This window comes from Pseudohalocynthiibacter sp. F2068 (genome assembly GCF_023015645.1).
Lineage (GTDB): Bacteria > Pseudomonadota > Alphaproteobacteria > Rhodobacterales > Rhodobacteraceae > Pseudohalocynthiibacter > Pseudohalocynthiibacter aestuariivivens.
The window spans coordinates 59044-81100 of sequence record NZ_JALKAK010000010.1; the positions used below are offsets into that span (position 1 = coordinate 59044).

The window sequence follows — 22057 nt, forward strand, 5'->3', positions numbered from 1 at the left end:
CATATTCGAAAGCTGGCAAACGCCAAGCACTGGCTTTCAATTTCAAGCTTCATTCAACCGATTGTTAAAATTTGAAACACTCGAAACTCGGATCAATGCGTTTCCCGCGTTAGGATGGGTCTGCTGCAAATCGCCCCTGCGATCTGCTTTCTTTTTATGTTTCTTGTAGGTGCACCATGTTGGAATTAATGAGTTTATTTGGAGTTTTACTGGTCGGAACCGTTGCGAGCGCGATTGACGACACGGATGACGAAGAACCGGATATTCAGAAAGGAAAGGACACCGCAGACACGATTGATGGCGGTGAAGGCGACAGCATATTGAATGGTCAGGGCGGTGACGACGAAATTTTCGGACACAATGGTGACGACCTGCTGGATGGCGCAGATGGGAATGACACACTGAACGGCAGCGACGGAAACGACTTGTTGTTGGGAGGTGACGGAAACGACCAACTTCAGGGTGGCGCGGGGCAAGATATTTTGATCGGCGGATTGGGCGGTGACAGTCTTCAGGGCGGCGACGGTGACGACAGTTTGTCTGGGGTTCTGCTAAATGACGAAAATATCGACACTGACACACAGGACTATCTGAATGGAGGTGCCGGGGACGACAACATTACAATAGGTACAAACGACATCGCCTCTGGTGGACCGGGCTCTGATACCTTCAAGATGGGGGATTGGGTCACTGCGGGTGAAGGCACCACAATCATGGATTTTGATACCTCTGAAGATACACTGGTTTTGATCTACGATCAGACCGAAGCGGCCGCGCCAAATGTAACAATCGAGTCTGATGAAGATGACCCCGAAACCAACCATGTAATGCTAAATGGAGAGCGGCTTGTCGCGCTTCCCGGGACCGCCGGTTTAACGGCTGATCAGATTTCGCCTTTAGGTGTCTGAAACAACGGCAAATCAGAACTAAAAGCAAAGAATTCGCTTTCCTTTTCAGTAATTTCTTCTTATACGCGCGCATCCGTCCGGGTTTCCTTGGCGGACAACTCTCCATGGGCCTTGCTGGACGACATCCCGGCCTGCGCCATCAACCCTTTGTAACAAGGAGACCCCGATGTCGATTACTGTAGAAGAAAAAGCACGTGTAATGAAAGAGTTCGCGACCAAAGAAGGTGACACAGGTTCACCCGAAGTTCAGGTTGCTATCCTCTCTTCACGCATCGCGACACTGACCGAGCATTTCAAAACCCACAAAAAGGATAACCATTCTCGCCGTGGTCTTTTGATGATGGTCGCCCAGCGCCGTAAACTTCTGGACTACCTTCGTGGCAAAGAAGAGCAACGCTATCAGGACCTGATTAAGCGCCTCGGTCTGCGCCGCTAAGCTGATAAAATCGCGCCTTCTGAGGCGCGATTTTCTTTTAATCCGCACGTCTGTTTCACCGGGCCCGATGAGACGGACAGGATACTAAATCAGGGCCAGAGGCATCCGGCCTCTACGCAATCGGCCACCGGGGATACGCCCCAAACGGCCAATATAGGAAACGTCATGTTTAACGTAACGACGAAATCGATGGAGTGGGGCGAAGAAACGCTGACACTCGAAACGGGCAAGATCGCCCGCCAAGCCGACGGCACAGTGATCGCCACTTTGGGTGAGACCTCTGTCATGGCTGCTGTAACTTTTGCGAAAAAGCAAAAACCCGGTCAGGATTTTTTCCCTCTGACCGTTCATTACAACGAAAAATACTATGCCGCTGGTAAAATCCCAGGTGGCTTTTTTAAACGCGAAGCGCGGCCAACGGAAAAAGAGACGCTGACAAGCCGTCTGATCGACCGCCCAATCCGCCCGCTGTTTGTTCCTGGCTTCAAGAACGAAGTTCTGGTGATCTGTTCCGTACTATCGCACGATCTGGTGAATGACCCCGATATGGTTGCGATGATTGCTGCCTCCGCAGCGCTTACGATCTCTGGCGCCCCTTTCATGGGCCCAATTGCCGCGTGTCGCGTAGGTTTTGTGGATGGCGAATACATCCTGAACCCTGAAATCGACGACATGCACGACCTTCGCAACAAACCTGAACAACGTCTGGACCTTGTTGTCGCCGGTACAAAAGATGCCGTGATGATGGTTGAGTCTGAAGCTTATGAGCTGAGCGAAGCTGAAATGCTTGGAGCTGTGAAATTCGGCCACGAACAAATTCAACCAGTGATCGACCTGATCATTGATCTGGCCGAAACTTGCGCGAAAGAGCCCTTTGATTTCCAACCAGCCGATTACGCTGAACTTTACGATGCTGTAAAAGCTGCTGGTGAGAAAGACATGCGGGCCGCATTTGCAATTCGTGACAAGCAAGAGCGTACGACCGCTGTTTCTGCGGCGCGTGAAGCTGTCAAGGCGACGCTGAGCGATGAGCAACTGGCTGACGAGAACCTTGGTTCTGCTTTCAAAAAGCTAGAATCCAGCATCCTGCGTGGCGACGTCGTTGCCACAGGAACCCGGATTGACGGCCGTGATACAAAAACAGTTCGTGCGATCAGTTCAGAAGTTGGCATCCTTCCACGCACCCACGGTTCTGCCCTGTTTACACGTGGTGAAACGCAAGGCTTGGTTGTCACAACGCTTGGCACCGGTGATGACGAGCAGATGATTGATGCGCTGAACGGCATGTTCCGCTCAAACTTCTTGCTGCACTACAACTTCCCTCCCTATTCGGTGGGTGAAGTTGGTCGCTTCGGCCCTCCCGGTCGTCGTGAGATTGGTCACGGTAAACTAGCGTGGCGCGCACTTCAGGCTGTTCTGCCTGCTGCAACAGACTTCCCATACACGATCCGCCTTGTTTCAGAGATCACTGAATCCAACGGCTCTTCGTCGATGGCGTCGGTCTGCGGTGGTTCATTGTCGATGATGGATGCAGGTGTCCCTTTGAAATCACCAGTTGCTGGTGTTGCTATGGGCCTGATCCTTGAAGATGACGGCAAATATGCGATCCTGACGGATATTCTGGGTGACGAAGACCACTTGGGTGATATGGACTTTAAAGTTGCCGGTACCGAAGATGGTATCACCAGCTTGCAGATGGATATCAAGATTGCAGGGATCACACCTGAAATCATGGAGAAAGCCCTGGAACAAGCCAAAGACGGCCGGATCCATATCCTGAACGAAATGGCGAATGCACTGAGCGAAGGCCGGAACGAATTCTCGGCCCACGCACCACGCATCGAAACCATGACCGTTCCAACGGATAAAATCCGCGAAGTCATCGGTTCTGGCGGCAAAGTCATCCGTGAAATCGTTGAAGTATCTGGCGCGAAAGTCGACATCAACGATGATGGTGTGATCAAAATCGCCTCTGCCAATGCAGATAGCATCAAAAAGGCCTATGACATGATCCATTCGATCGTGGCAGAACCTGAGGAAGGCAAGATTTACGACGGTAAAGTTGTTAAGATCGTCGACTTTGGTGCTTTCGTGAACTTCTTTGGTAAGCGCGATGGTCTGGTCCATGTGTCACAGATCGAAAACCGCCGTCTGAATCATCCATCGGATGTTCTGAAAGAAGGTCAGGATGTGAAGGTCAAACTGCTTGGCTTTGACGACCGTGGCAAAGTGCGTCTGTCGATGAAAATGGTCGATCAGGCAACTGGCGAAGAAATCAAAGAAGACAAAGCAGACGCCTAAGTCTGACATGCTTCAAAAAATAAAGCCCCGGTGTTTTCACCGGGGCTTTTTCGTTTAATCGGAAACTTGTCTAGAGTTTGACCTTGCGCACATAAGGCAGGGGTTGATCAAATTCACCGAACTTCTCGCGTGCCTGCTCGTCATTCAGCGAAAGGGCAATGATAACATCCTGACCGGTCGTCCAGTTTGCCGGTGTTGCGATCGGAGCGTTTGCTGTGGCTTGCAGGCCGTCAAGCGCGCGCAGAACCTCGGCAAAGTTTCGGCCCACTGTCATTGGGTAGGTCATCGACAATTTCAGTTGCTTGTCCGGGCCAATAATGAATACTGAACGTACCGTTGCTGAATCAGCTGGCGTTCTTCCATCCGGCAAGTAAGCTTCGGCTGGCAGCATATCGAAAGCCTTCGATACCTCTAGGCCTTCGTCAGCAATGATTGGGAAATCGACCGTTGCGTTGGAATAACTTTCAATATCGCCGATCCATTTCTTGTGATCCTCAACACCATCGACGGAAACACCGATCACCTTGGTGCCACGTTTCGCCCATTCGTCAGACAACTGCGCGACGACACCAAACTCGGTCGTGCAAACAGGTGTAAAATCCTTTGGGTGAGAAAAAAGAATTGCCCAGCTATCACCAATCCAGTCATGGAAACTAATTTTTCCCTGGCTTGTTTCAGCCGTGAAATCAGGAACTTTATCGTTAATGCGGAGTGCCATGGATGATTCCTCTTTTTACCTGTCGCAAACAGAAAACAGCCGCGACTCGTGTTGCAAGTATAGGTATCGCAAGAACTACAATCCAGAGCACTTGCAGCTTCTTTCGGAGAATGACAGGGTGGCGCCAAAATAAAGGATGAGTCCCATGATCAACAAACGTAACTTCTATATTGATGGCAAATGGGTCGCCCCGGCGGTGCCAAATGACTTCGATGTAATCAACCCTTCGAACGAAGAGGTTTGCGCGACGATTTCTCTCGGAGGTCAGGCCGATACTGACAAAGCTGTGGCAGCAGCACGCGACGCTTTTGAAACATGGTCGTTTGTTTCAAAGTCCGAACGAATAACGCTTATTGAAAAACTGCTTGAAATTTACAATACGCGCGCCGAGGAAATGGCGCAGGCGATGAGCATGGAGATGGGTGCTCCGATGGATCTGGCCCGTCAACAACAAGTAGGCGCTGGCAGCTGGCACATCGAAGGTTTTCTGAATGCTTTCAAAGATTTTCAATTTGAACGCCCCCTTGGACCGCAAGCCCCGACTGAGCGCACAATGTTGGAACCAATCGGCGTCGCCGCATTAATCACCCCGTGGAACTGGCCCATGAACCAGATCGTTCTAAAGGCGATCCCGGCCATCGCTGTAGGGTGCACCGTCGTGCTGAAACCCTCCGAGATTGCGCCGCTTTCTGGCCTGCTCTTTGCCGAGTTCGTTGACGAAGCAGGTTTCCCACCCGGCGTTTTCAACCTTGTTAATGGCGACGGCCCTGGCGTTGGCAGCCAGCTGTCTGTTCACCCCGGTGTCGATATGGTTAGTTTCACCGGGTCAACCCGTGCGGGCATCGCAATTTCCAAAGCCGCTGCAGATTCGCTTAAGCGCGTAAGCTTGGAACTTGGTGGTAAGGGCGCGAACATAATTTTTGCCGATGCAAACCCCAAAGCGGTGAAGCAGGGTGTGATACGCTGCATGCGTAACACTGGCCAATCCTGCAATGCTCCAACCCGAATGCTGGTTGAACGCTCACGCTACGACGAAGCACTGGAACAGGCGCAAGCCGCTGCTGAAGCAACAACCGTTGGGCCGGCTTCCGAAGAAGGCCGTCATATCGGCCCGGTTGTGTCAGAGTTGCAATATAACAAAATTCAGGGCCTGATCGAAAAAGGCATCCAAGAAGGTGCGCGGTTGCTCGCAGGGGGTCTTGGCCGCCCCGAGGGCTTGAACCGCGGTTACTACGTACGCCCAACCGTTTTTGGCGATGTGACACCGGATATGACAATTTTCCGCGAAGAAATCTTTGGGCCTGTCCTGTCCATTATGCCGTTTGACAGCGAAGAAGACGCAATCGCAATTGCCAACGACACTGTTTATGGCCTGACGAACTACGTTCAGACGGAAGATGACGCAAAACGCGAACGCGTTGCGCGGCGCCTGCGCTCTGGCATGGTTGAGACCAACGGTGTTGGCTTTGGTCAGGGCTCGCCGTTTGGTGGCTACAAGCAGTCCGGTAATGGCCGCGAAGGTGGCGTGTTCGGGCTAGAGGATTTCCTGGAAGTCAAAGCCGTCTCTGGTCTGGCAGCAGAGTAATCCAACAACGGGCGGCGCCTTTCGGGGCGCTGCCGCACGACTCCCAATGTCCATTCTTAGAACGGGCATTGGGCGGAAAACCTCATCCCGCGGCCGCCGTCCGGATGGCGTAAGTTCAAGCTTTCGGCGTGAAGCATCAGGCGCGGCGCATCCAGAGCATCTCCAGTCGCATAGAACGGGTCACCCAAAATTGGATGACCAATCTCTCGCATGTGAACGCGAAGCTGATGGCTGCGCCCGGTCTGCGGGTATAGTCGTACACGCGTTGCATTTTCTTCGTATTTCACAACGCGCCAGTCAGTGACGGCAGGTTTGCCAGTTTCATGATTGACGTGTTGCAATGGGCGGTTCGGCCAATCGACAATGAGCGGCAGGTCGACAGTGCCCGTCTTTTCCGCGACACGGCCCCAAACTCGCGCAACATAGACTTTTTTCATCTGTCGTTTTTCAAATTGCAGGCCTAGGTGGCGTTGCGCCTGAGCAGAAAGAGCAAATACCATGATGCCCGACGTGTCCCGGTCAAGCCGGTGTACAAGCAGAGCCTCTGGAAAAACTGCCTTTACACGCGATATCAGGCAGTCGGCCAGATGTTCACCTTTCCCCGGAACAGACAAAAGACCTGATTGTTTGTCGACAAGCAACAAATGATGGTCACGGTGCACTATGACCAGCGGGTCGTTCGGCGGGTTGTAGTCATCTGACACGGTGTGCTCCTTGATCTTGCAAGCTTCCTCGCACGAACTGCGAAGAAGCCGCAAGAGAGCAACGTTAAACCTTGGTGCGTTCTGCTTTCGGGTCGTACATTGGTTTTAACGAAACATCGGCTTTGACGCGCGTTCCCATGACATCAATCTCGTAATTTGACGCCAGTACATCTACAGCGCTTTCACCTTTGCATGGAACATAGCCCATGCCAATTGCTGCGCCGAGCGTGTGACCGTAATTACCAGAACTAAGGTAGCCAACGATCTCGCCATCCCGAATGACGGGTTCGTTGTGGTAAAGCAGCGGTTCAGAGTCCTGCAATTTGAACTGAAGCAAGCGGTTTACCAGCCCACTTTCCTTCTTGGCAAGCACTGCATCGCGTCCAATGAAATCAGGTTTCGCGGTTTTTACGGCAAAGCCAAGCCCGGCTTCCAGAACATGATCTTCGCAAGTGATGTCATGACCAAAGTGGCGGAAACCTTTTTCAATCCGGCAGGAATCCATCATATGCATTCCGCAGAGTTTCATGCCCATGCCCTGGCCCGCCGCATATAGCGTTTCAAAGGCATGACCCGCCATGTCAGAGGAAACGTAGATTTCCCAACCAAGTTCACCCACGTAAGTCACGCGGTGTACGCGGGCGAGACCCATGCCAAGCTCAATCTCTTGCGCGGTGCCAAATGGGTTTACCTCGTTTGAGAAATCGGCGGGGGACACCTTCTGTAGCAGTGCGCGCGCATTTGGCCCCATGACAGCCAAGACACCTTCACCTGCCGTGACATCAGTAATGACAACATTGAAATCACCGATGTGGCGCTTCATCCATGTCTGGTCTGCAAGTCGCGTGGCCGCAGGGGTGACAACCAGATAAGCTGTTTCTGACAGCCGTGTCACTGTGACATCTGCCTCGATCCCTCCACGATTATTAAGGAATTGCGTATAAACGATCTTGCCTACAGGCACTGAATAATCCCCGCCCCCAACGTAATTCAGGAACGCCTCTGCATCGCGGCCCTCAACACGGATTTTACCGAACGATGACATATCGTACATGCCAACATTTTCGCGCACCGCACGGTGTTCCGCCGCAGAATTTTCAAACCAGTTCTGACGCTTCCAGCTGTATTGATATTCTCGCTCCTGCCCTTCATTGGCGTACCAATTTGCACGTTCCCAGCCAGCGATTTCCCCCATGACTGCACCGTGATCAAGCAAGTACTGATGGAACGGCGTGCGCCGAATGCCACGCGCCGTGTCTTTTTGCCGATAGGGGTAGTGATCGGCGTAAAGCAACCCCAGCGTTTCTTTGGAACGCTCAAACAAGTAATGCTTGTTGCCCTGAAACGGTTGCATCCGGCTGACGTCAACATCCCCCAGATCAAAAGGTTTTTCACCCTTATCCATCCATTCTGACAGCGCCATGCCAGCGCCACCCGCAGACTGAATTCCGATAGAGTTAAAGCCTGCTGCAACCCAGAAGTTATCCACTTCTGGTGCAAGACCCAGATGGTAAGCGTCATCGGGCGTGAAGGACTCCGGGCCATTGAAAAACGTGTGAACCCCGGCTTCTGCCAACATTGGCAACCTGTTACAGGCGTTTTCAAGAATTGGCTCAAAATGATCAAAGTCTTCAGGTAACTGGTCAAACTCAAAACTGTCAGGAATACCATTCATACCCCAGGGTTTTGCGTTTGGTTCAAACGCACCCAAAAGGAACTTGCCCGCATCTTCTTTGTAATATGCGCATTCGTCAGGAACCCGAAGAACAGGCATCTGGGTAAGCCCCGCAATTGCCTCGGTCACGATGTAAAAATGTTCACAGGCGTGAAGCGGTACATTCACACCTGCCATACGGCCAACCTCGTGCCCCCACATTCCAGCGCAGTTTACTACCATGTCGGCAGCAATGTGGCCGGTCTCGCCGTTCTCATCTTTCCAGTCAACGCCCGTAACGCGGCGGCCATCTTTTACGATGCCTGTAACTTTGACGCGTTCTCTTACAAGCCCGCCTCTTTGGCGTGCCCCCTTTGCCAGTGCCAGCGCGATATTCGCCGGATCGCCCTGCCCATCGGTTGGCAGCCAGACACCTGCTTTTACGCCATCCAGATTGATATGCTCGTAGCGCTCTTTAACTTCGGCTGGTGATATTTCTTCGACCGGAACACCAAATGCCCGCGCCATCGCCGCGCTGCGATAAAGCTCTTCTTTACGTTCTTCAGTCAGCGCCACAGAAATCGACCCAACCTGCCGTACACCGGTTGCAATACCGGTTTCCTCTTCCAGGCCAAGGTAAAGCTCGGCAGAGTAGCGTGCCAGTTTGGTCATGTTGGACGACGCCCGTAGCTGGCCAATCAATCCCGCTGCGTGCCATGTGGTCCCGCTAGTAAGCTGTTTACGCTCAAGCAGAACAACATCTTTCCAGCCAAGCTTGGTAAGATGATAGGCTACTGAACAGCCGATTACGCCACCGCCGATGATAACCACGCGGGCCTTTGTGGGAAGAGTGCTCATTGTCTTTAAGTCTCCGAAGGAAGAGTCGCATTTATTTCACTATGGCACGGATTTTCGACGCAAAAGGCATGAAATACGCCAGCGAAATTCGGAAATTCACACATTTGCCGGTTTAAAACATTTCGCGCGGCGCTGTTTGCGAATGACAAACGGCGTGATACCAAAAAAGCTTTTGTAAAGACTCGAAAACCCGTTGGAAAAACCGCAGGCCAGGCCGACCTCACCTACGCTGAGGGTGGTATTTAAAAGCAGGTTGTTTGCCTTGGCCAGACGCAGCTCTCGATAATAGGTGTTGGGCGTTGTGCCGAGAAAAGTGCGGAATTTACGCTCCAGGGATCGGTTTGAAATTCCAAGCGCTGCGACCAATTCGCTGATCGGCAGGGGGTCCTCAATATTGGACTGCATTATCTCGATGCACTGATCAAGCTCACGATCCCCTGTTGTGGTACCCTGATCGCCGCCAAAGGGTTGCCGCGTGGAAAAATCGCGAATTTTTTCATGTAAGAAAATATTCGCAACGGTCATCAGAGCAGCAGCAGAGATATGCCGACGTATCACCGCCAAAACAACGTCCAGCGTGGTGCTCATCCCGGCACAAGTCACAATCTGTCCATCCTCGCTGGCAATGGCATTATCAGCGTCAAACAGACCCATGCGTTCACGCAGGATAACAGAGTTTTCCCAATGTGTTGAAAGCTTGCTCGCGCTTTCGCCGCGTTGCTTGATATAGCGGCTCGCAGCCTCTGCCAGAAGAAAGACCTGCGCGTTGCGGTAGGTATAGCTCGAAATGACCAACCCTAAAGAGAGCTCGGCACAATCAGGGTCACTGTTGCCAATGATAAACGCATAGTCCGCAGCAGGTTTGTCGATGAAGGGTTCGGTATTCACAAATGCTTCGCTCAGGCTTTGAACCGGGCCGCCATTTTCTGACCTGTAGGTCCAGCCAAATACAGGTGTTGCCAGCACCCGATTGGTCGTTCGCAAAGCGTCAACCACCGCTGCGGCTTCCGTCAGAACAAACCCATCAGACACAATCACATCGAAATGCCAAACGCGGTGATCTGACGCAGGCAGTGAATTACCTGAACGAGGCTGGCTTCGCGTGCTCATCTTAATCAGACAATCTCATGGCCATCGGCCTTTAGCCGATGCGCCAGTTCCGCGATATGGGCTGGCCCAACCTCGCAACAACCACCAACAATTGTTGCACCCATGTCAACCCAGCACATCGCAAAATCAGCATATGCTACAGGGTCAAGATCAGTTCGCGCTTCAAGTACGTCAACTGTTGGGCGATCCTCCAAAAAAGCGTCGGAAATACGCGTAAAGCCATTTGCGTAAGCGCCAAAGGGTTTGCCAAACCCCTTGATAATCTCGAGCGCAGTGGCCACGGCTTCTGGTCGTGAACAGTTCACCAAAACGGCTTCTGGTTGGTATTTTCCTACGACCTGCGCCAGTTCTTCGACGCCTTCGCCTGAACGCAGTTTGCTACCATCATCGTCGTCAACCGTTACCGATAACCAAACTGGTTTCCCGCTCTTCACCGCTGCGCGCATCGCGCCTTCTGCTTGTTCAACCGACGCCATCGTTTCAGCACTAAACAAATCGACTCGCGGCGCCATGATCTGCACCAATTCGTCGTAGACACGTTCTGCTTCCTCAGGAGGGGGGCAGAGTTCTGGCCTGTATGAGGCCATAAGTGGCCCCAGCGCCCCGGCTATCCGCCCGGAACCGTGCTTGCTTCGCGCAGCTTCTGCCTCACATAATGCACAATCCAAAAGTTCCGGCAGTTTATCCGCCATGCCTACGGGTTCCAGGCGGTCGCGCAAAACAGTATAGGTATTCGTCGTGGCAATCGTCGCGCCAGCAGCGAAATAGTCGTTGTGCACATCCCCCACAATGCCCGGTTTTTCAATCATTACACTGGCAGACCAAAGCGGCGTTGGCCGGTCTCCGGCGCGATGTACAATTTCCTGACCTATCGATCCATCCAACAAAGTAATCCTGCTCATGGGTAAATCTCCGCATATTTGGCCTTGTAAAGCACGATCATATCTTCTTCCGTTGCGCCATCATCATAAGGCGGTGTCGTGAGCGGTTTAGCGTCTTCTACCGGGATCACGACAATCCGGTTCACCCTCTTTGCCAGATCACCCCAAAGAGTCTCCCATTCCGGATAAATCCGGGCAAACTCGTCCGACCCACTTTCAACAATCCGGGTCGTACCGCGCACCCGAACACCTTTCCGCTTCCACTGATCGACGAAATTCACTTCGACTTCTGCACAATGGCCAAGATTGGCGATTGTTTGCGGTGACCGGATTTCGCCAAAAGCTATCGTTTCTTCATCCAGTACAACAAATGTACCTTTCGGCGATAGGCTGGGGCGACCATCCGATGTAACAGTCGCAACAAACCCAAGTCGGAAGGTTTCTATAACCCCCCGTGAAAACGCGTTTAGCTTCACGCCCGCAGCCTTTCGTTTGCTGAATCCCAAAGCGGCTCTTCCTTTTGAACGACCGCACGGCATCGCTCACCGTATATTTCGACTTCGAGCTCGGTTCCGGGCGCCGCAAGATCTATCTGCACCATACCAAGCGCAATCGAGGCATTCACGCGATATCCCCACGCACCCGACGTGGTTTCACCAACGACCTTTCCATCGTGCCAGATCGTTGACATGTAAGGTGCATCCGCTTTGCCAGCATCTACGACTAGCGTAACAAAGGATTTTTTCACGCCCTGCTGTTTCTCTGAAAGGATAGCGGCTTTGCCCGGGAAATCCTGCGGCTTGTCGAGCTTTACGAAACGCTCCAGCCCACCTTCAAGCAGCGAATAGTCAGTGGACAGATCGGCTTTCCATGCGCGATAGCCTTTTTCCAGCCGCATCGAATTCAACGCATACATACCGAAGGGTTTGGCTCCACCATCAAGGATCGCATCATAGATCGCAGGCATATGTTCGTTCAGCGCGTGGACTTCCCAACCCAACTCGCCTGCAAAGGATACACGGATGAGAAAAGCCGGCTGCCCCGCTACCGTGGCCGCCTGATGGGTCAGCCACCCTGTTGACAGATCTGCGTCGGTCAATTCGGTCAGGATGTCGCGCGACTTTGGTCCGGTTACAATCAGCGTATCGCGGGTTGTGGTCACATCTTCGACGGTCACACCTTTGGGCATCGCGTTCACAAGAATATCTCGATCATGCCACTGCGCGGTTGCCGCAGTGATCATCAAGAACTCGTTCTCGCCCGTTCGAATGCAGGACATCTCGGTCAGGATTCGGCCCCGGCTGTCAGAAATATAGACGAGGTTGATCCTGCCCACCTTGGGCAACCCCCCGCTAACCAGCCCCCGCAACGCTTCGGCAGCCCCGTCACCACGCAACTTAAAGCGCGAGAAGCCGGGAAGGTCGAGCACACCGCAATTGTCGCGAACGTTCTCGCATTCTTCCTTGATGCGTTGCTCCCACGGGCCAGAGCGGTTCCATGTGTGGGTTGCCTCCAACGAGGTATCGTCACCGTCTTTAGCAAACCAGTTGGCACGCTCCCAACCGTTATAGGCGCCCATCACGCCACCCAATTTCTTGATCTTAGCGTGCACAGGCGACAGCTTTTTGTTGCGGCCCGCAGGCCATTCGTGATGCGGGAAATGCATGGCGTATTCATTGCCGTATGTCTCCATCCCCTTTTGCACGCAATAGTCGTGGTCCGTGTAATCTGTATAGCGACGAGGATCGACAGCCCACATGTCCCATTCGGTGTAACCATCGATGATCCACTCGGCCATGCATTTACCCGCGCCACCACCCTGAGCAATTCCAAAAGTGAAGGAATGCGCCTCGAACGCGTTTTTCACACCCGGCATCGGGCCGAGCATCGGCAATCCGTCAGGGGCATAAGGGATCGGGCCGTTGATGACACGGTTGACACCAGACGTCCCCAGCAACGGCACCCGTGCCATAGCATCTTCGATATGCCATTCGATACGATCGAGGTCATCGGGATAAAGCTGAAACGAAAAATCCTCGGGCATCGGGTCAGCCGGATCCTCCCACGCGGCTTTACAGGTGTCTTCATACGGACCGAGGTTGAAACCATTCTTCTCCTGGCGAAGATAATAAGAGGTGTCCACATCGCGCAGCAGCGGCAGCTTGCGACCATTTTCCTTGGACCACTCGATGATCTCAGGCACCTCTTCCGACAGCAGGTACTGGTGGCTCATCACCATCATCGGAACTTCGCGACCACCGTAAGGCTCAAAAAATTTACCAACACGCTGAGCGTAGTACCCAGCAGCATTGACCACATAGTCGCATTCGATGTCACCCTTATCGGTATGCACGATCCATGTATCATCTTGCTTTTGGGTTACACCGGTCGCCGGGCAGAAACGGATAATCTTCTGCCCCATATCGCGCGCGCCCTTGGCCAGCGCCTGAGTAAGCTGCGCTGGATCGATGTCGCCATCCTCCGGATCAAAGAGAACACCCGCAAGATCGTGCGTTTCCAGGAACGGATAGCGCTCCTTGGCTTGGCCGGGCGTCAGAATTTCAATATCTATGCCCTGGTAGCGGCCCATCGCTGCGGCACGTTCGAACTCCTGCATCCGCTCTTTACTATGTGCCAGACGAAGTGAACCAGTCTGGTGATAATTCATCGGATAATCAACTTCTTCACCCAAACGCGAATACAACTCAGTCGAGTAACGCTGCATGTTCATGATTGACCAGCTTGTGGAGAACGTTGGCACGTTCCCGGCAGCATGCCATGTTGAGCCTGCTGTCAGCTCGTTCTTTTCTAGCAAAACACAATCGGTCCATCCCGCTTTTGCCAGATGATACAGGGTAGATGCGCCAACGACGCCGCCGCCAATGATGGCCACGCGGGCCTTTGCTGGAATGTCTGCCATGGTTCGTCTCCTTAATATCTGTCGATCTGCGTTTCGCGATCGGGAATGTCGTAGTAATTGCCTTTGTCTTGGACAAAGATGTGCTTTTCGGTGTGCAGGCTTGTCGGACTGTCGAGTGTTCCCGCACCAATAGAAATTCGACCTTCACCATCCATTTCGTAAAACAGGCTCGCACCACATTCGGTACAGAATGCGCGACGCGCAAAACCAGAGGAGCGATACCATTTCAGACCATCAGATTTTGTAATATTCAACACCTCTGACGGAACTGAAGTCGCCGCCCAGAAATGGCCACTTGTCTTGCGGCATTGGGTACAGTGGCAGGCTACTACAGGTCGCATTTCCCCTGTCGCCTCATAGGTCACAGCACCGCATTCACAGGAACCCTTATGCATTATCCCCTCCCCAATTGCGGGGCAGTCGCAGTGCCCAGAAAAATGCCATAAACGATAAAACAGGCAGCCATTGTGCGGCGAAACCAGACGTTCAGAACAGCCCCTATCGCGAGCCGGCCCAATCCAGAGCCAAGCGCAGTGTAGCTACAATAGCTGAGCGCAGTGATCGTAAGCGCTGTCGGCATGATCCACATCATCTGATCCCAGATGGGCACATCCGGTTGCACAAACTGCGAAAATGCAGCCAGATACCCCGCCACACTTTTCGCGTTGATCGTGGCGATCAAAAACGCCTTCCAAAACACAGAACGCGCGGGGCGTCCATCTGCCGTCACAGGTTGACCGGCATTCATCCAGCTGCGAATGCCAAGATAGATCAGAAACCCGGCCCCCAACATCTTTACCCAGAAAAAGGCCGTTGGGGATGCCGCGATCAATGCCGTGATACCCAACGCTGACAGCACCAAAAACAGCACAGCCTGGCATAAGATAGCAGCAACTCCCGGCAAAGCTCGCCTAAACCCCAGCGCCATACCGTTGGAAATGCAATTCACCGCATTCGGCCCGGGCGTCACAACAAAGACGACCCAAAACAGTGCAAATATGGTCCACGCCTGAAAGCTCATCGTCGCCCCTAGTAGACCGGTGGAGCGATCACCCAGATCGCAACTGCAGGCTCATCATAAGGGTTGATCCAGCGATGAGGCTCACCCCGAATTCGGAAACTGTCGCCGGCGTAAACGGTGAAAAACCGACCGCCGATCCACAAATCAAGCTTGCCGGAAATCAGATAAGCCACTTCCTGCGTTGGGCGTGTGATAATATCTTTGACCTCTGAATGTGGCTCGAACGTTGAATGGACAACTTCAAAATCATCAGTCAAATCGGGTGAAAGCAACTCCTCACTAAGCCCGGCTTTGTTGATGCCAATTTCGCGTCGGGCTCCTTTGCGTACAATGAACCCCTGCTCATCCACAGGAACATTTACATGTCCGAACAACATCGAAATTGGCACACCCAAGACAGACGCAATTTCCCGCAGATCCGTCACGGACGGCTCAGACAAATCCCGCTCCACCTGCGACAGCCACCCAACAGACCGCCTCAAGACCTCGGCCAACTCGGTCAACGTCATGCCGCGTGCTTTTCGTAAGGTACGCAGATCCGCACCAAGACTTTTGGCTTGAAATGAATCAGAGTGCAGCACGGGTCATGAAACCTTTGGTGAAATTTTCACTGTTTTTTTCACGATGCAATAAAGTACTGAGTCGACGCAAGCGAAAAATGCATCTCACCAGTTTCCAGAAATATCCCCGCCGGAGGCTCCTGCGCTAAACCCTGAACACAGAGTTCAATATTTGCCCTATTTGCTCGGCGTCGTAAGTCGTGAAAGTGTTGGGCTGATCGCTGTCAATGTCAAACACCCCCAACAAATTTCCCGAGGCTCCCCAGACAGGAAGCACGATTTCTGAACGCGTTGAAGACGCACAGGCAATATGACCCGGGAAAGCATCAACATCCGCCACGAGTTGCACCTGACCTGTGCGCGCTGCAGCCCCACACACCCCGCGCGTGAACGGAATAACGAGACACCCGTGCCCGCCCTGATAGGGCCCAATTTTCAGGATCTCATCACCTACATTCCTGTAAAAACCCGTCCAGTTGAACCTGGCGTCAGAATGATGAATCTCGCAGGCGACCGTTGCCATGAGCGAGACAACATCCGTCTCGCCCTCCGTCAAGCTAGCTATTGTTTTTGCAAGTGTTGTGTAATCCGCTCTCATGGACGCTCAATCGCGATGGCAGTCCCTTCGCCACCGCCAATACAAATCGCCGCAACACCGCGTTTAAGATCGCGTTTTTCCATCGCATTGAGGAGGGTCACGATAATGCGCGCACCAGACGCGCCAATCGGGTGGCCCAATGCACAGGCACCACCGTTTACATTCATTTTCTCACGCAGGATGCCCATTTCACGCATGAATGCCATCGGTACAACTGCAAAAGCTTCGTTAACTTCCCAAAGTTCCACTTCATCTACAGACCAGCCGATCTGATCGAGAAGCTTCTTGGTCGCTGCAACCGGGGCTGTCGTGAACCATTCGGGTTCTTGCGCGTGGCTCGTTTTGCCGACAATCCGCGCACGAATATTCAAGCCAGCCTCTTTCGCTGCGTCTGAGCTTGCGATGACAAGCGCTGCAGCACCGTCAGAGATGGACGAGGAATTCGCTGCCGTCACTGTTCCCTCGTTCCGAAAGGCTGGTTTTAGCTGTGGGATTTTTTCGGGTCGCGCCTTTGCGGGTTGTTCGTCCTCATCAATAACGATGTCGCCTTTACGGGTTTTCACGGTTACCGCTGCAATCTCTCCTTCAAATGCGCCAGAGGATTGCGCATTTAAAGAATTTGAAAGTGACCTGAGCGCATATTCATCCTGTGCTTCGCGCGTGAACTGGTATTTTTCAGCGCAGTCCTCTGCAAAAGTTCCCATAAGGCGACCCTTGTCATACGCGTCTTCCAGACCATCCAGAAACATTGAATCCTGCACGCTTTGGTGACCTATCCGGGCACCACCTCGCATTTTCGGCAATAGGTAAGGTGCGTTGGTCATACTCTCCATCCCACCTGCAACCATGATGCCTGTCTGACCGGTCGCGATCTGATCAGCCGCCATCATCACCGCTTTCATCCCGGAGCCGCACATTTTATTTAGGGTTGTGGCTGGCACCGTCTTGTCCAGCCCCCCTGCGAACCCGGCCTGACGTGCAGGCGCCTGACCCTGCCCAGCAGGTAAAACGCACCCCATCAAAAGTTCTTCTACCGATTGTGGTGAAGCCTTCGCATTTACGAGTGCAGCGCTGATCGCGGCGCCTCCCAAAACAGAGGCTTCCACACTATCAAAGACACCTTGAAAACCACCCATAGGCGTGCGCGCAGCACCTGCGATAACGACGTCTTTCACGATAAAACCCTTCTTATTCTCAGTTCATTTCTACTCGCTTACATACCGAATGGTAAGGATTGGCGTCTAGTCTGCATCGGCACTTCTTGATGGGGAACTCGATGAATCTAGTCGCTGAAGAAAAAAACGGTGTCTTATTAATCACCTTTCGTGAAAACAGACTGGATGCAGCCAGCGCAATTCAGTTCAAAGACAGAATGCGGGAACTGACACAAACCGCGCCAGACCGGGTGGTCTTGGATATGTCACTTGTCAGTTTTCTGGACAGCAGCGGACTCGGCGCGATTGTGGCGGCGCTGAAAAAAATCAAACAAGGTACGTCGATGGAGTTGGCTGACCTGACCCCAACCGTGCAAAAAGTGTTTCACCTGACCCGGATGGATACAATCTTTAAGATCCATCCAAATACTGAAGTTGCATTGAACCAGAATCATGTCCTGTGAAAAGACATATGGGTTTCTTAGGGTATGAAAAACGGCGAAACTTTACCTCCTGAAATGCAAAAGAACGAGCTACGGATAACGTTCTTAAGTGATCCACTTTCAGTGCGGCGCGCGCTTGAAAAGGTGCTTCGAAAATTAGGCGGTCTTGGAACAACACCCGAAGCCCGTCGGAAAGTTGAACTAGCTTTGGCAGAAGTCCTGAACAACATCGTGGAACATGCTTATCCCATAACGCACGAAGGTAAGATCGATCTGCGAATCACGCTCGAGAATCAACAGGTGAAGTGCGTTGTTTCGGATGATGGTCTTCCACTACCGAACAGCACGCTACCAGTTGGGCATCTTCAAGTTTTATCCAATGATATCTGTGAGTTACCTGAAGGTGGGTTTGGATGGTTCCTGATCGGGGAATTGTCGGACAACCTTCAATACAATCGGGCGGGAGGAAAAAATATTTTGTCTTTCCATATTGGGTTGGAGAAAACGTAACCTACCTGCAATAACGCTGTCTGACTTGCTTATCTGCGGGATCACTAGAAAAGCAAATCCTCGAGCCTTCTTTAGATCTTAACATATTGTTTTAAATTAGTTATTTATATTTCCCCAAAACTCTAGATGCAGAAGCAAGACTAGATTTCCCGCTCGCAAAAGCCACAATCTAGCCTCAATGAATCCGTATCAACGCCTGAATGCAACACCAAGATGCTCGGGTAGCTGCATATAGCTTCCCTCGGCGTCGTGCTTCACAGCCCCCACCCAGCGTGCGACGTCGAGGATCATAATACCATCTCTGGGCTTGGCTTCCTTTAACATCCTCCTTAATCTCCGTTTACACACCGGAGGTAGATGATGCGTGATTTTCAGCAACCAGGACGATCCCTCGTTTATGCCACAAACGGCATGTGTGCGACCTCGCACCCTTTGGCGGCGAAAGTTGCTGTTCAAATGTTGGAATCCGGCGGAAATGCCGTTGATGCTGCTATTGCGGCAGCCGTGCTGTTGGGCATTTGCGAACCGCAGATGACGGGCATCGGTGGAGATTGCTTCGTTTTGCTGAAACCCCCAGGAAGCGAAGACATTATCGCCCTTAATGGATCGGGTCGGGCACCAGCAGGCCTATCTTCTGCAGAATTGCGGGAACAGGGCAACAAAGTCGTTCCCGTGGGTGGGGCAAATTCTGTAACGGTTCCTGGGGCTGTAGACGCATTCTGCAGACTATCAAAAGACTGGGGTAAACTTGGTTTAAAAGCGGCGCTTGCACCGGCCATCTACTACGCAGATGCGGGTATCCCGGTTGCGCCACGGGTCGCTTTTGATTGGGCGGAAGCTGTGGGCAACTTGACCGGAACCGCACGCAAGGATTTTCTTTTAAATGGCAAAGCCCCGATACCCGGCCAGGTTTTTCGCGTACCAAAACAAGCAGAAGCGCTGCGTCACATCGCGGCTGAAGGCCGCGCTGGATTTTATCAGGGTGCCATTGCCGAAGACATGGTGAAAGCGCTTAAAGCAGAAGGTGGCAAACACACACTTGACGATTTTGCAGCGACTGCCTGCGACTATACTGACCCTGTGAGTGGTCTCTACAAAGGCACTGAACTGGTTGAGCATCCGCCGAATGGACAGGGTGCAACGGCAATCCTGATGGCAAATATGCTTGCTCATTTCGATATCGCCGACATGGACCCTCTGGGAAGCAAACGTGCACACATTGAGGCCGAGATATCCAAGCTGGCCTACGACACACGCAATCGGTTTATTGCAGATGCAGATCATATGATGCGAACGGAATACATGATTGCACCTGAAACTGCGGCCAATCTGGCAGCACTTGTCGACCCGAAACGTGCAATAGAAAGCGCTACGCGACTTTCCGAGCAGGTCCACAAAGATACAATCTACTTAACCGTCGTCGATAAGGATCAGATGGTAGTTTCTCTGATCTATTCAATATTCGCGAGTTTTGGATCGGGCCTGAGTTCCGACAAGTTTGGGATTTTGTTTCAGAACCGCGGGTCCGGTTTCACATTGGAAACGGGGCATCCGAACGAGGCAGGGGGAGGCAAACGCCCAATGCACACGATTATTCCCGGAATGCTCAGAAAAGACGGGCGCGTGACAATGCCGTTCGGGGTTATGGGCGGGCAGTATCAATCCTGTGGCCACGCAAGGTTTCTGTCGAACCTGGTTGATTTTGGCATGGATGCGCAGACTGCGATTGATACACCTCGCTGCTTTTCCGAAGACGGCAACATGAAGGTCGAACGCGGATATTCAGACAAGGTAAGGCAGGAATTGACCGATTTGGGGCACAGTGTAAGCATCCCACCAGGGCCGATTGGTGGCGCACAGGCAATTCTGATTGATCGGGAAACAGGTACGTTACAGGGCGCATCAGACCCACGAAAAGACGGCTGTGCGCTCGGGTATTAATTCAGCTGGAACTGCAGCGGGTAACACCCATCTTCGAAATCGCCGAAAAGGTCGTGAAGGTCAGGGTGGCTAACAGGTTGCCCCGTATAGTCTGCAACAAGGTTCTGTTCTGAAACGTAAGCTACGTAATAGCTTTGGTCATTCTCGGCCAGAAGATGGTAAAAAGGCTGTTCCTTTTTTGGTCTGCTGTCTTCAGGGATGGAGTCATACCATTCTTCAGTATTTGAGAACATCGCATCCACGTCAAACACGACACCGCGAAACGGATGTTTCCGGTGCCGGACAACTTGCCCCAAGTGATATTTAGCACGTGTTTTAAACATATTATTATTAGCCTCTGCCCCTTTTACTAATCCTTTATGCGGTGATTTGTCTATGCGAAGGCACTGATTTTTATGGAAACAGTCTGTGGCGCACAATGAAACGCTGACCTCCTGGTACAGCAAAATTACTTTGTGAGAACGCGTCACCAACTTTTGCTTTTCGCCCGCGTCATGTTTCGGCTATGATAAGAAAAAATAAAAAGCGAGAGGCACATGAGCAGACTTCTTCGCGCGACAGCTTTGATGGTTTTGGTAGCCGCCTGTGGCAGCAGTAACAACACTGCGCCCAGAAATCTTGATGATGCCTGCAGTATTGTCAGTCAACGCCCCAACTACCTGAGAGCGATGCGCAGTACAGAAAGACGGTGGGGCGTGCCTGTGCATGTTCAGATGGCAACCATCTATCAGGAAAGCAAATTTGTCAGTAACGCGCGCACACCGCACCGCTATGCGCTTGGCGTTATTCCAATGGGGCGCCAGTCTTCAGCCTATGGGTACAGCCAGGCTCTGGATGCCACCTGGGATGAGTATCGCCAGAATACCGGGCGTCGTCGTGCGCAACGCGATGATATTGATGATGCGACTGATTTCATGGGTTGGTACATGTCTCAATCAACAGAAGATTTGGGTATTTCCCGATCTGACGCACGCAACCAGTACTTAGCCTATCATGAAGGCCGCACAGGTTACACGCGTGGCTCGTATCGCAATAAAGCGTGGTTGTTGCGGGTGGCAGGCGAAGTTTCGCAACGCGCAGAAACCTATAACAGGCAGTTGCTGAGTTGTGGGCGCTAGTTTTTTCAAGGCAGCGCTAGTTGCGCTGCCTTTGTTCAGTTTCAAAGGGAATACTGAACAGGATCGAGGAGATTTGAACACCTTTTTCCAGTTCCCCTAAGATCACCGTTGTCTGCCCGCCTACGTCATCGGTAATAACCCATTGACGCAGCTCAACCGGGTTATCGGTAAAGACCAGTTGGATAGAGCCGTATTCCGGATGTGCAGGGTCCTGTGCCGTTACAGAGGTCGTCGGACCGTCGCTGCTATGACCAACGACCATGTTTTCACTTTCAAGGTCGATGTTGCGCCCGAGGATAAGTTTCAGAGGGGTTCGTCCAAGCGGATAGGTATCAGGCTCCACATTCGACTTGTCGTCAAAAATTGCAACGCGTCCGCCGCCCGCCAGCATAACCGCTGAGTCAGGGGCATTGTATTCAAACCGCGCTCTGCCAGGGCGTTTGATGTAGACTTGCCCGGTGGAAATAGACCCATCGCCATTGATCTGGGTAAATTCACCCTTGGCGGTCCGAAGATCATTCATATAACGCGACAATTGCGACAGAGGGATAATATCAGCCGCTGCCGGAACTGCGAGCGCCAGCGAAACAGCGGGCGCCAAAAACATTGTTAACCACTTCATAGCTTTTACTTAGGT

23 protein-coding genes are annotated in these 22057 nt (G+C 52.4%); 8 read left to right on the forward strand and 15 right to left on the reverse strand.

Annotated elements, in window-relative coordinates; all coding sequences use genetic code 11:
- Positions 1 to 188: 188 nt before the first annotated feature.
- The 3 genes from MWU63_RS12605 to pnp all read left to right on the forward strand — a co-directional run bounded on the left by MWU63_RS12605 (position 189) and on the right by pnp (position 3645).
- Complete coding sequence (locus MWU63_RS12605; protein ID WP_247078096.1) at positions 189 to 908, forward strand: calcium-binding protein; 720 nt, start codon at positions 189 to 191, stop codon at positions 906 to 908.
- A 166-nt stretch (positions 909 to 1074) separates the two neighbouring features.
- Positions 1075 to 1344 (forward strand): 30S ribosomal protein S15, encoded by a 270-nt coding sequence (gene rpsO, locus MWU63_RS12610; RefSeq protein ID WP_213890179.1) that lies wholly within the window; start codon positions 1075 to 1077, stop codon positions 1342 to 1344.
- A 165-nt stretch (positions 1345 to 1509) separates the two neighbouring features.
- Positions 1510 to 3645 carry a polyribonucleotide nucleotidyltransferase gene (gene pnp / locus MWU63_RS12615; protein WP_213890180.1) on the forward strand — a complete coding sequence of 712 codons (2136 nt, stop codon included), beginning with the start codon at positions 1510 to 1512 and terminating at the stop codon, positions 3643 to 3645.
- A gap of 70 nt (positions 3646 to 3715) precedes the next feature.
- Here the strand turns inward: pnp and MWU63_RS12620 are convergent, their stop codons facing one another.
- Positions 3716 to 4363, reverse strand: coding sequence for a peroxiredoxin (locus tag MWU63_RS12620; protein ID WP_213890181.1), 648 nt, complete (start codon positions 4361 to 4363; stop codon positions 3716 to 3718).
- A gap of 145 nt (positions 4364 to 4508) precedes the next feature.
- On the opposite strand from MWU63_RS12620, the gene MWU63_RS12625 reads away from it, so the two are divergent.
- The gene (locus MWU63_RS12625) at positions 4509 to 5948 is read left to right on the forward strand and encodes an aldehyde dehydrogenase family protein (RefSeq protein ID WP_213890182.1); all 1440 of its coding nucleotides are present in this window, start codon (positions 4509 to 4511) and stop codon (positions 5946 to 5948) included.
- Positions 5949 to 6004: 56 nt separating this feature from the next.
- Here MWU63_RS12625 and MWU63_RS12630 read toward each other — a convergent pair whose 3' ends face one another.
- From MWU63_RS12630 to MWU63_RS12680, 11 genes are all read right to left on the reverse strand, one after another.
- On the reverse strand, positions 6005 to 6652 hold the full coding sequence (locus MWU63_RS12630) for an RluA family pseudouridine synthase (RefSeq protein WP_213890183.1): 648 nt from the start codon (positions 6650 to 6652) through the stop codon (positions 6005 to 6007).
- A 64-nt stretch (positions 6653 to 6716) separates the two neighbouring features.
- Positions 6717 to 9164, reverse strand: a complete 2448-nt coding sequence (locus MWU63_RS12635; RefSeq protein WP_213890184.1) for an FAD-dependent oxidoreductase — start codon at positions 9162 to 9164, stop codon at positions 6717 to 6719.
- A 96-nt stretch (positions 9165 to 9260) separates the two neighbouring features.
- A complete protein-coding gene (locus tag MWU63_RS12640; RefSeq protein ID WP_213890185.1) occupies positions 9261 to 10274 on the reverse strand; it encodes a helix-turn-helix domain-containing protein in 1014 nt (337 codons plus the stop codon).
- A 5-nt stretch (positions 10275 to 10279) separates the two neighbouring features.
- On the reverse strand, positions 10280 to 11176 hold the full coding sequence (locus tag MWU63_RS12645; RefSeq protein ID WP_213890186.1) for a homocysteine S-methyltransferase family protein: 897 nt from the start codon (positions 11174 to 11176) through the stop codon (positions 10280 to 10282).
- Positions 11173 to 11661, reverse strand: coding sequence for a pyridoxamine 5'-phosphate oxidase family protein (locus MWU63_RS12650; protein WP_246531760.1), 489 nt, complete (start codon positions 11659 to 11661; stop codon positions 11173 to 11175). The genes MWU63_RS12645 and MWU63_RS12650 overlap by 4 nt, the downstream gene beginning before the upstream one ends.
- Complete coding sequence (locus MWU63_RS12655; protein ID WP_213890188.1) at positions 11628 to 14075, reverse strand: FAD-dependent oxidoreductase; 2448 nt, start codon at positions 14073 to 14075, stop codon at positions 11628 to 11630. Before MWU63_RS12655 ends, MWU63_RS12650 begins: the two co-directional genes overlap by 34 nt.
- A gap of 11 nt (positions 14076 to 14086) precedes the next feature.
- Positions 14087 to 14470 carry a GFA family protein gene (locus MWU63_RS12660; protein ID WP_213890189.1) on the reverse strand — a complete coding sequence of 128 codons (384 nt, stop codon included), beginning with the start codon at positions 14468 to 14470 and terminating at the stop codon, positions 14087 to 14089.
- Positions 14470 to 15096 carry a LysE family translocator gene (locus MWU63_RS12665; protein ID WP_213890190.1) on the reverse strand — a complete coding sequence of 209 codons (627 nt, stop codon included), beginning with the start codon at positions 15094 to 15096 and terminating at the stop codon, positions 14470 to 14472. The genes MWU63_RS12660 and MWU63_RS12665 overlap by 1 nt, the downstream gene beginning before the upstream one ends.
- A gap of 8 nt (positions 15097 to 15104) precedes the next feature.
- Complete coding sequence (locus tag MWU63_RS12670; protein WP_213890303.1) at positions 15105 to 15674, reverse strand: helix-turn-helix domain-containing protein; 570 nt, start codon at positions 15672 to 15674, stop codon at positions 15105 to 15107.
- 127 nt (positions 15675 to 15801) lie between these two features.
- Complete coding sequence (locus tag MWU63_RS12675) at positions 15802 to 16254, reverse strand: GAF domain-containing protein (protein WP_213890191.1); 453 nt, start codon at positions 16252 to 16254, stop codon at positions 15802 to 15804.
- Positions 16251 to 17429 (reverse strand): acetyl-CoA C-acyltransferase, encoded by a 1179-nt coding sequence (locus tag MWU63_RS12680; protein WP_213890192.1) that lies wholly within the window; start codon positions 17427 to 17429, stop codon positions 16251 to 16253. The genes MWU63_RS12675 and MWU63_RS12680 overlap by 4 nt, the downstream gene beginning before the upstream one ends.
- 101 nt (positions 17430 to 17530) lie before the next feature.
- Between MWU63_RS12680 and MWU63_RS12685 the strand changes: the two genes are divergently transcribed.
- Both MWU63_RS12685 and MWU63_RS12690 read left to right on the forward strand, forming a co-directional pair.
- The gene (locus MWU63_RS12685; RefSeq protein ID WP_247078098.1) at positions 17531 to 17872 is read left to right on the forward strand and encodes an STAS domain-containing protein; all 342 of its coding nucleotides are present in this window, start codon (positions 17531 to 17533) and stop codon (positions 17870 to 17872) included.
- A gap of 24 nt (positions 17873 to 17896) precedes the next feature.
- Entirely contained in the window at positions 17897 to 18361 is a 465-nt protein-coding gene (locus tag MWU63_RS12690; protein ID WP_213890194.1) for an ATP-binding protein, read from the forward strand.
- A 189-nt stretch (positions 18362 to 18550) separates the two neighbouring features.
- Here MWU63_RS12690 and MWU63_RS20405 read toward each other — a convergent pair whose 3' ends face one another.
- Complete coding sequence (locus MWU63_RS20405; RefSeq protein WP_281414307.1) at positions 18551 to 18685, reverse strand: hypothetical protein; 135 nt, start codon at positions 18683 to 18685, stop codon at positions 18551 to 18553.
- 36 nt (positions 18686 to 18721) lie between these two features.
- Between MWU63_RS20405 and MWU63_RS12695 the strand changes: the two genes are divergently transcribed.
- Positions 18722 to 20302, forward strand: coding sequence for a gamma-glutamyltransferase family protein (locus tag MWU63_RS12695; RefSeq protein ID WP_247078100.1), 1581 nt, complete (start codon positions 18722 to 18724; stop codon positions 20300 to 20302).
- On the opposite strand, the gene hspQ is transcribed toward MWU63_RS12695, so the two are convergent.
- Complete coding sequence (hspQ, locus tag MWU63_RS12700; RefSeq protein ID WP_213890304.1) at positions 20299 to 20625, reverse strand: heat shock protein HspQ; 327 nt, start codon at positions 20623 to 20625, stop codon at positions 20299 to 20301. The two genes, MWU63_RS12695 and hspQ, sit on opposite strands and share 4 nt — an antisense overlap.
- A 213-nt stretch (positions 20626 to 20838) precedes the next feature.
- Between hspQ and MWU63_RS12705 the strand changes: the two genes are divergently transcribed.
- Entirely contained in the window at positions 20839 to 21420 is a 582-nt protein-coding gene (locus tag MWU63_RS12705; protein ID WP_247078103.1) for a lytic transglycosylase, read from the forward strand.
- A 16-nt stretch (positions 21421 to 21436) separates the two neighbouring features.
- On the opposite strand, the gene MWU63_RS12710 is transcribed toward MWU63_RS12705, so the two are convergent.
- Positions 21437 to 22042, reverse strand: a complete 606-nt coding sequence (locus MWU63_RS12710) for an outer membrane lipoprotein carrier protein LolA (RefSeq protein ID WP_213890197.1) — start codon at positions 22040 to 22042, stop codon at positions 21437 to 21439.
- Between the last annotated feature and the right edge of the window lie 15 nt (positions 22043 to 22057).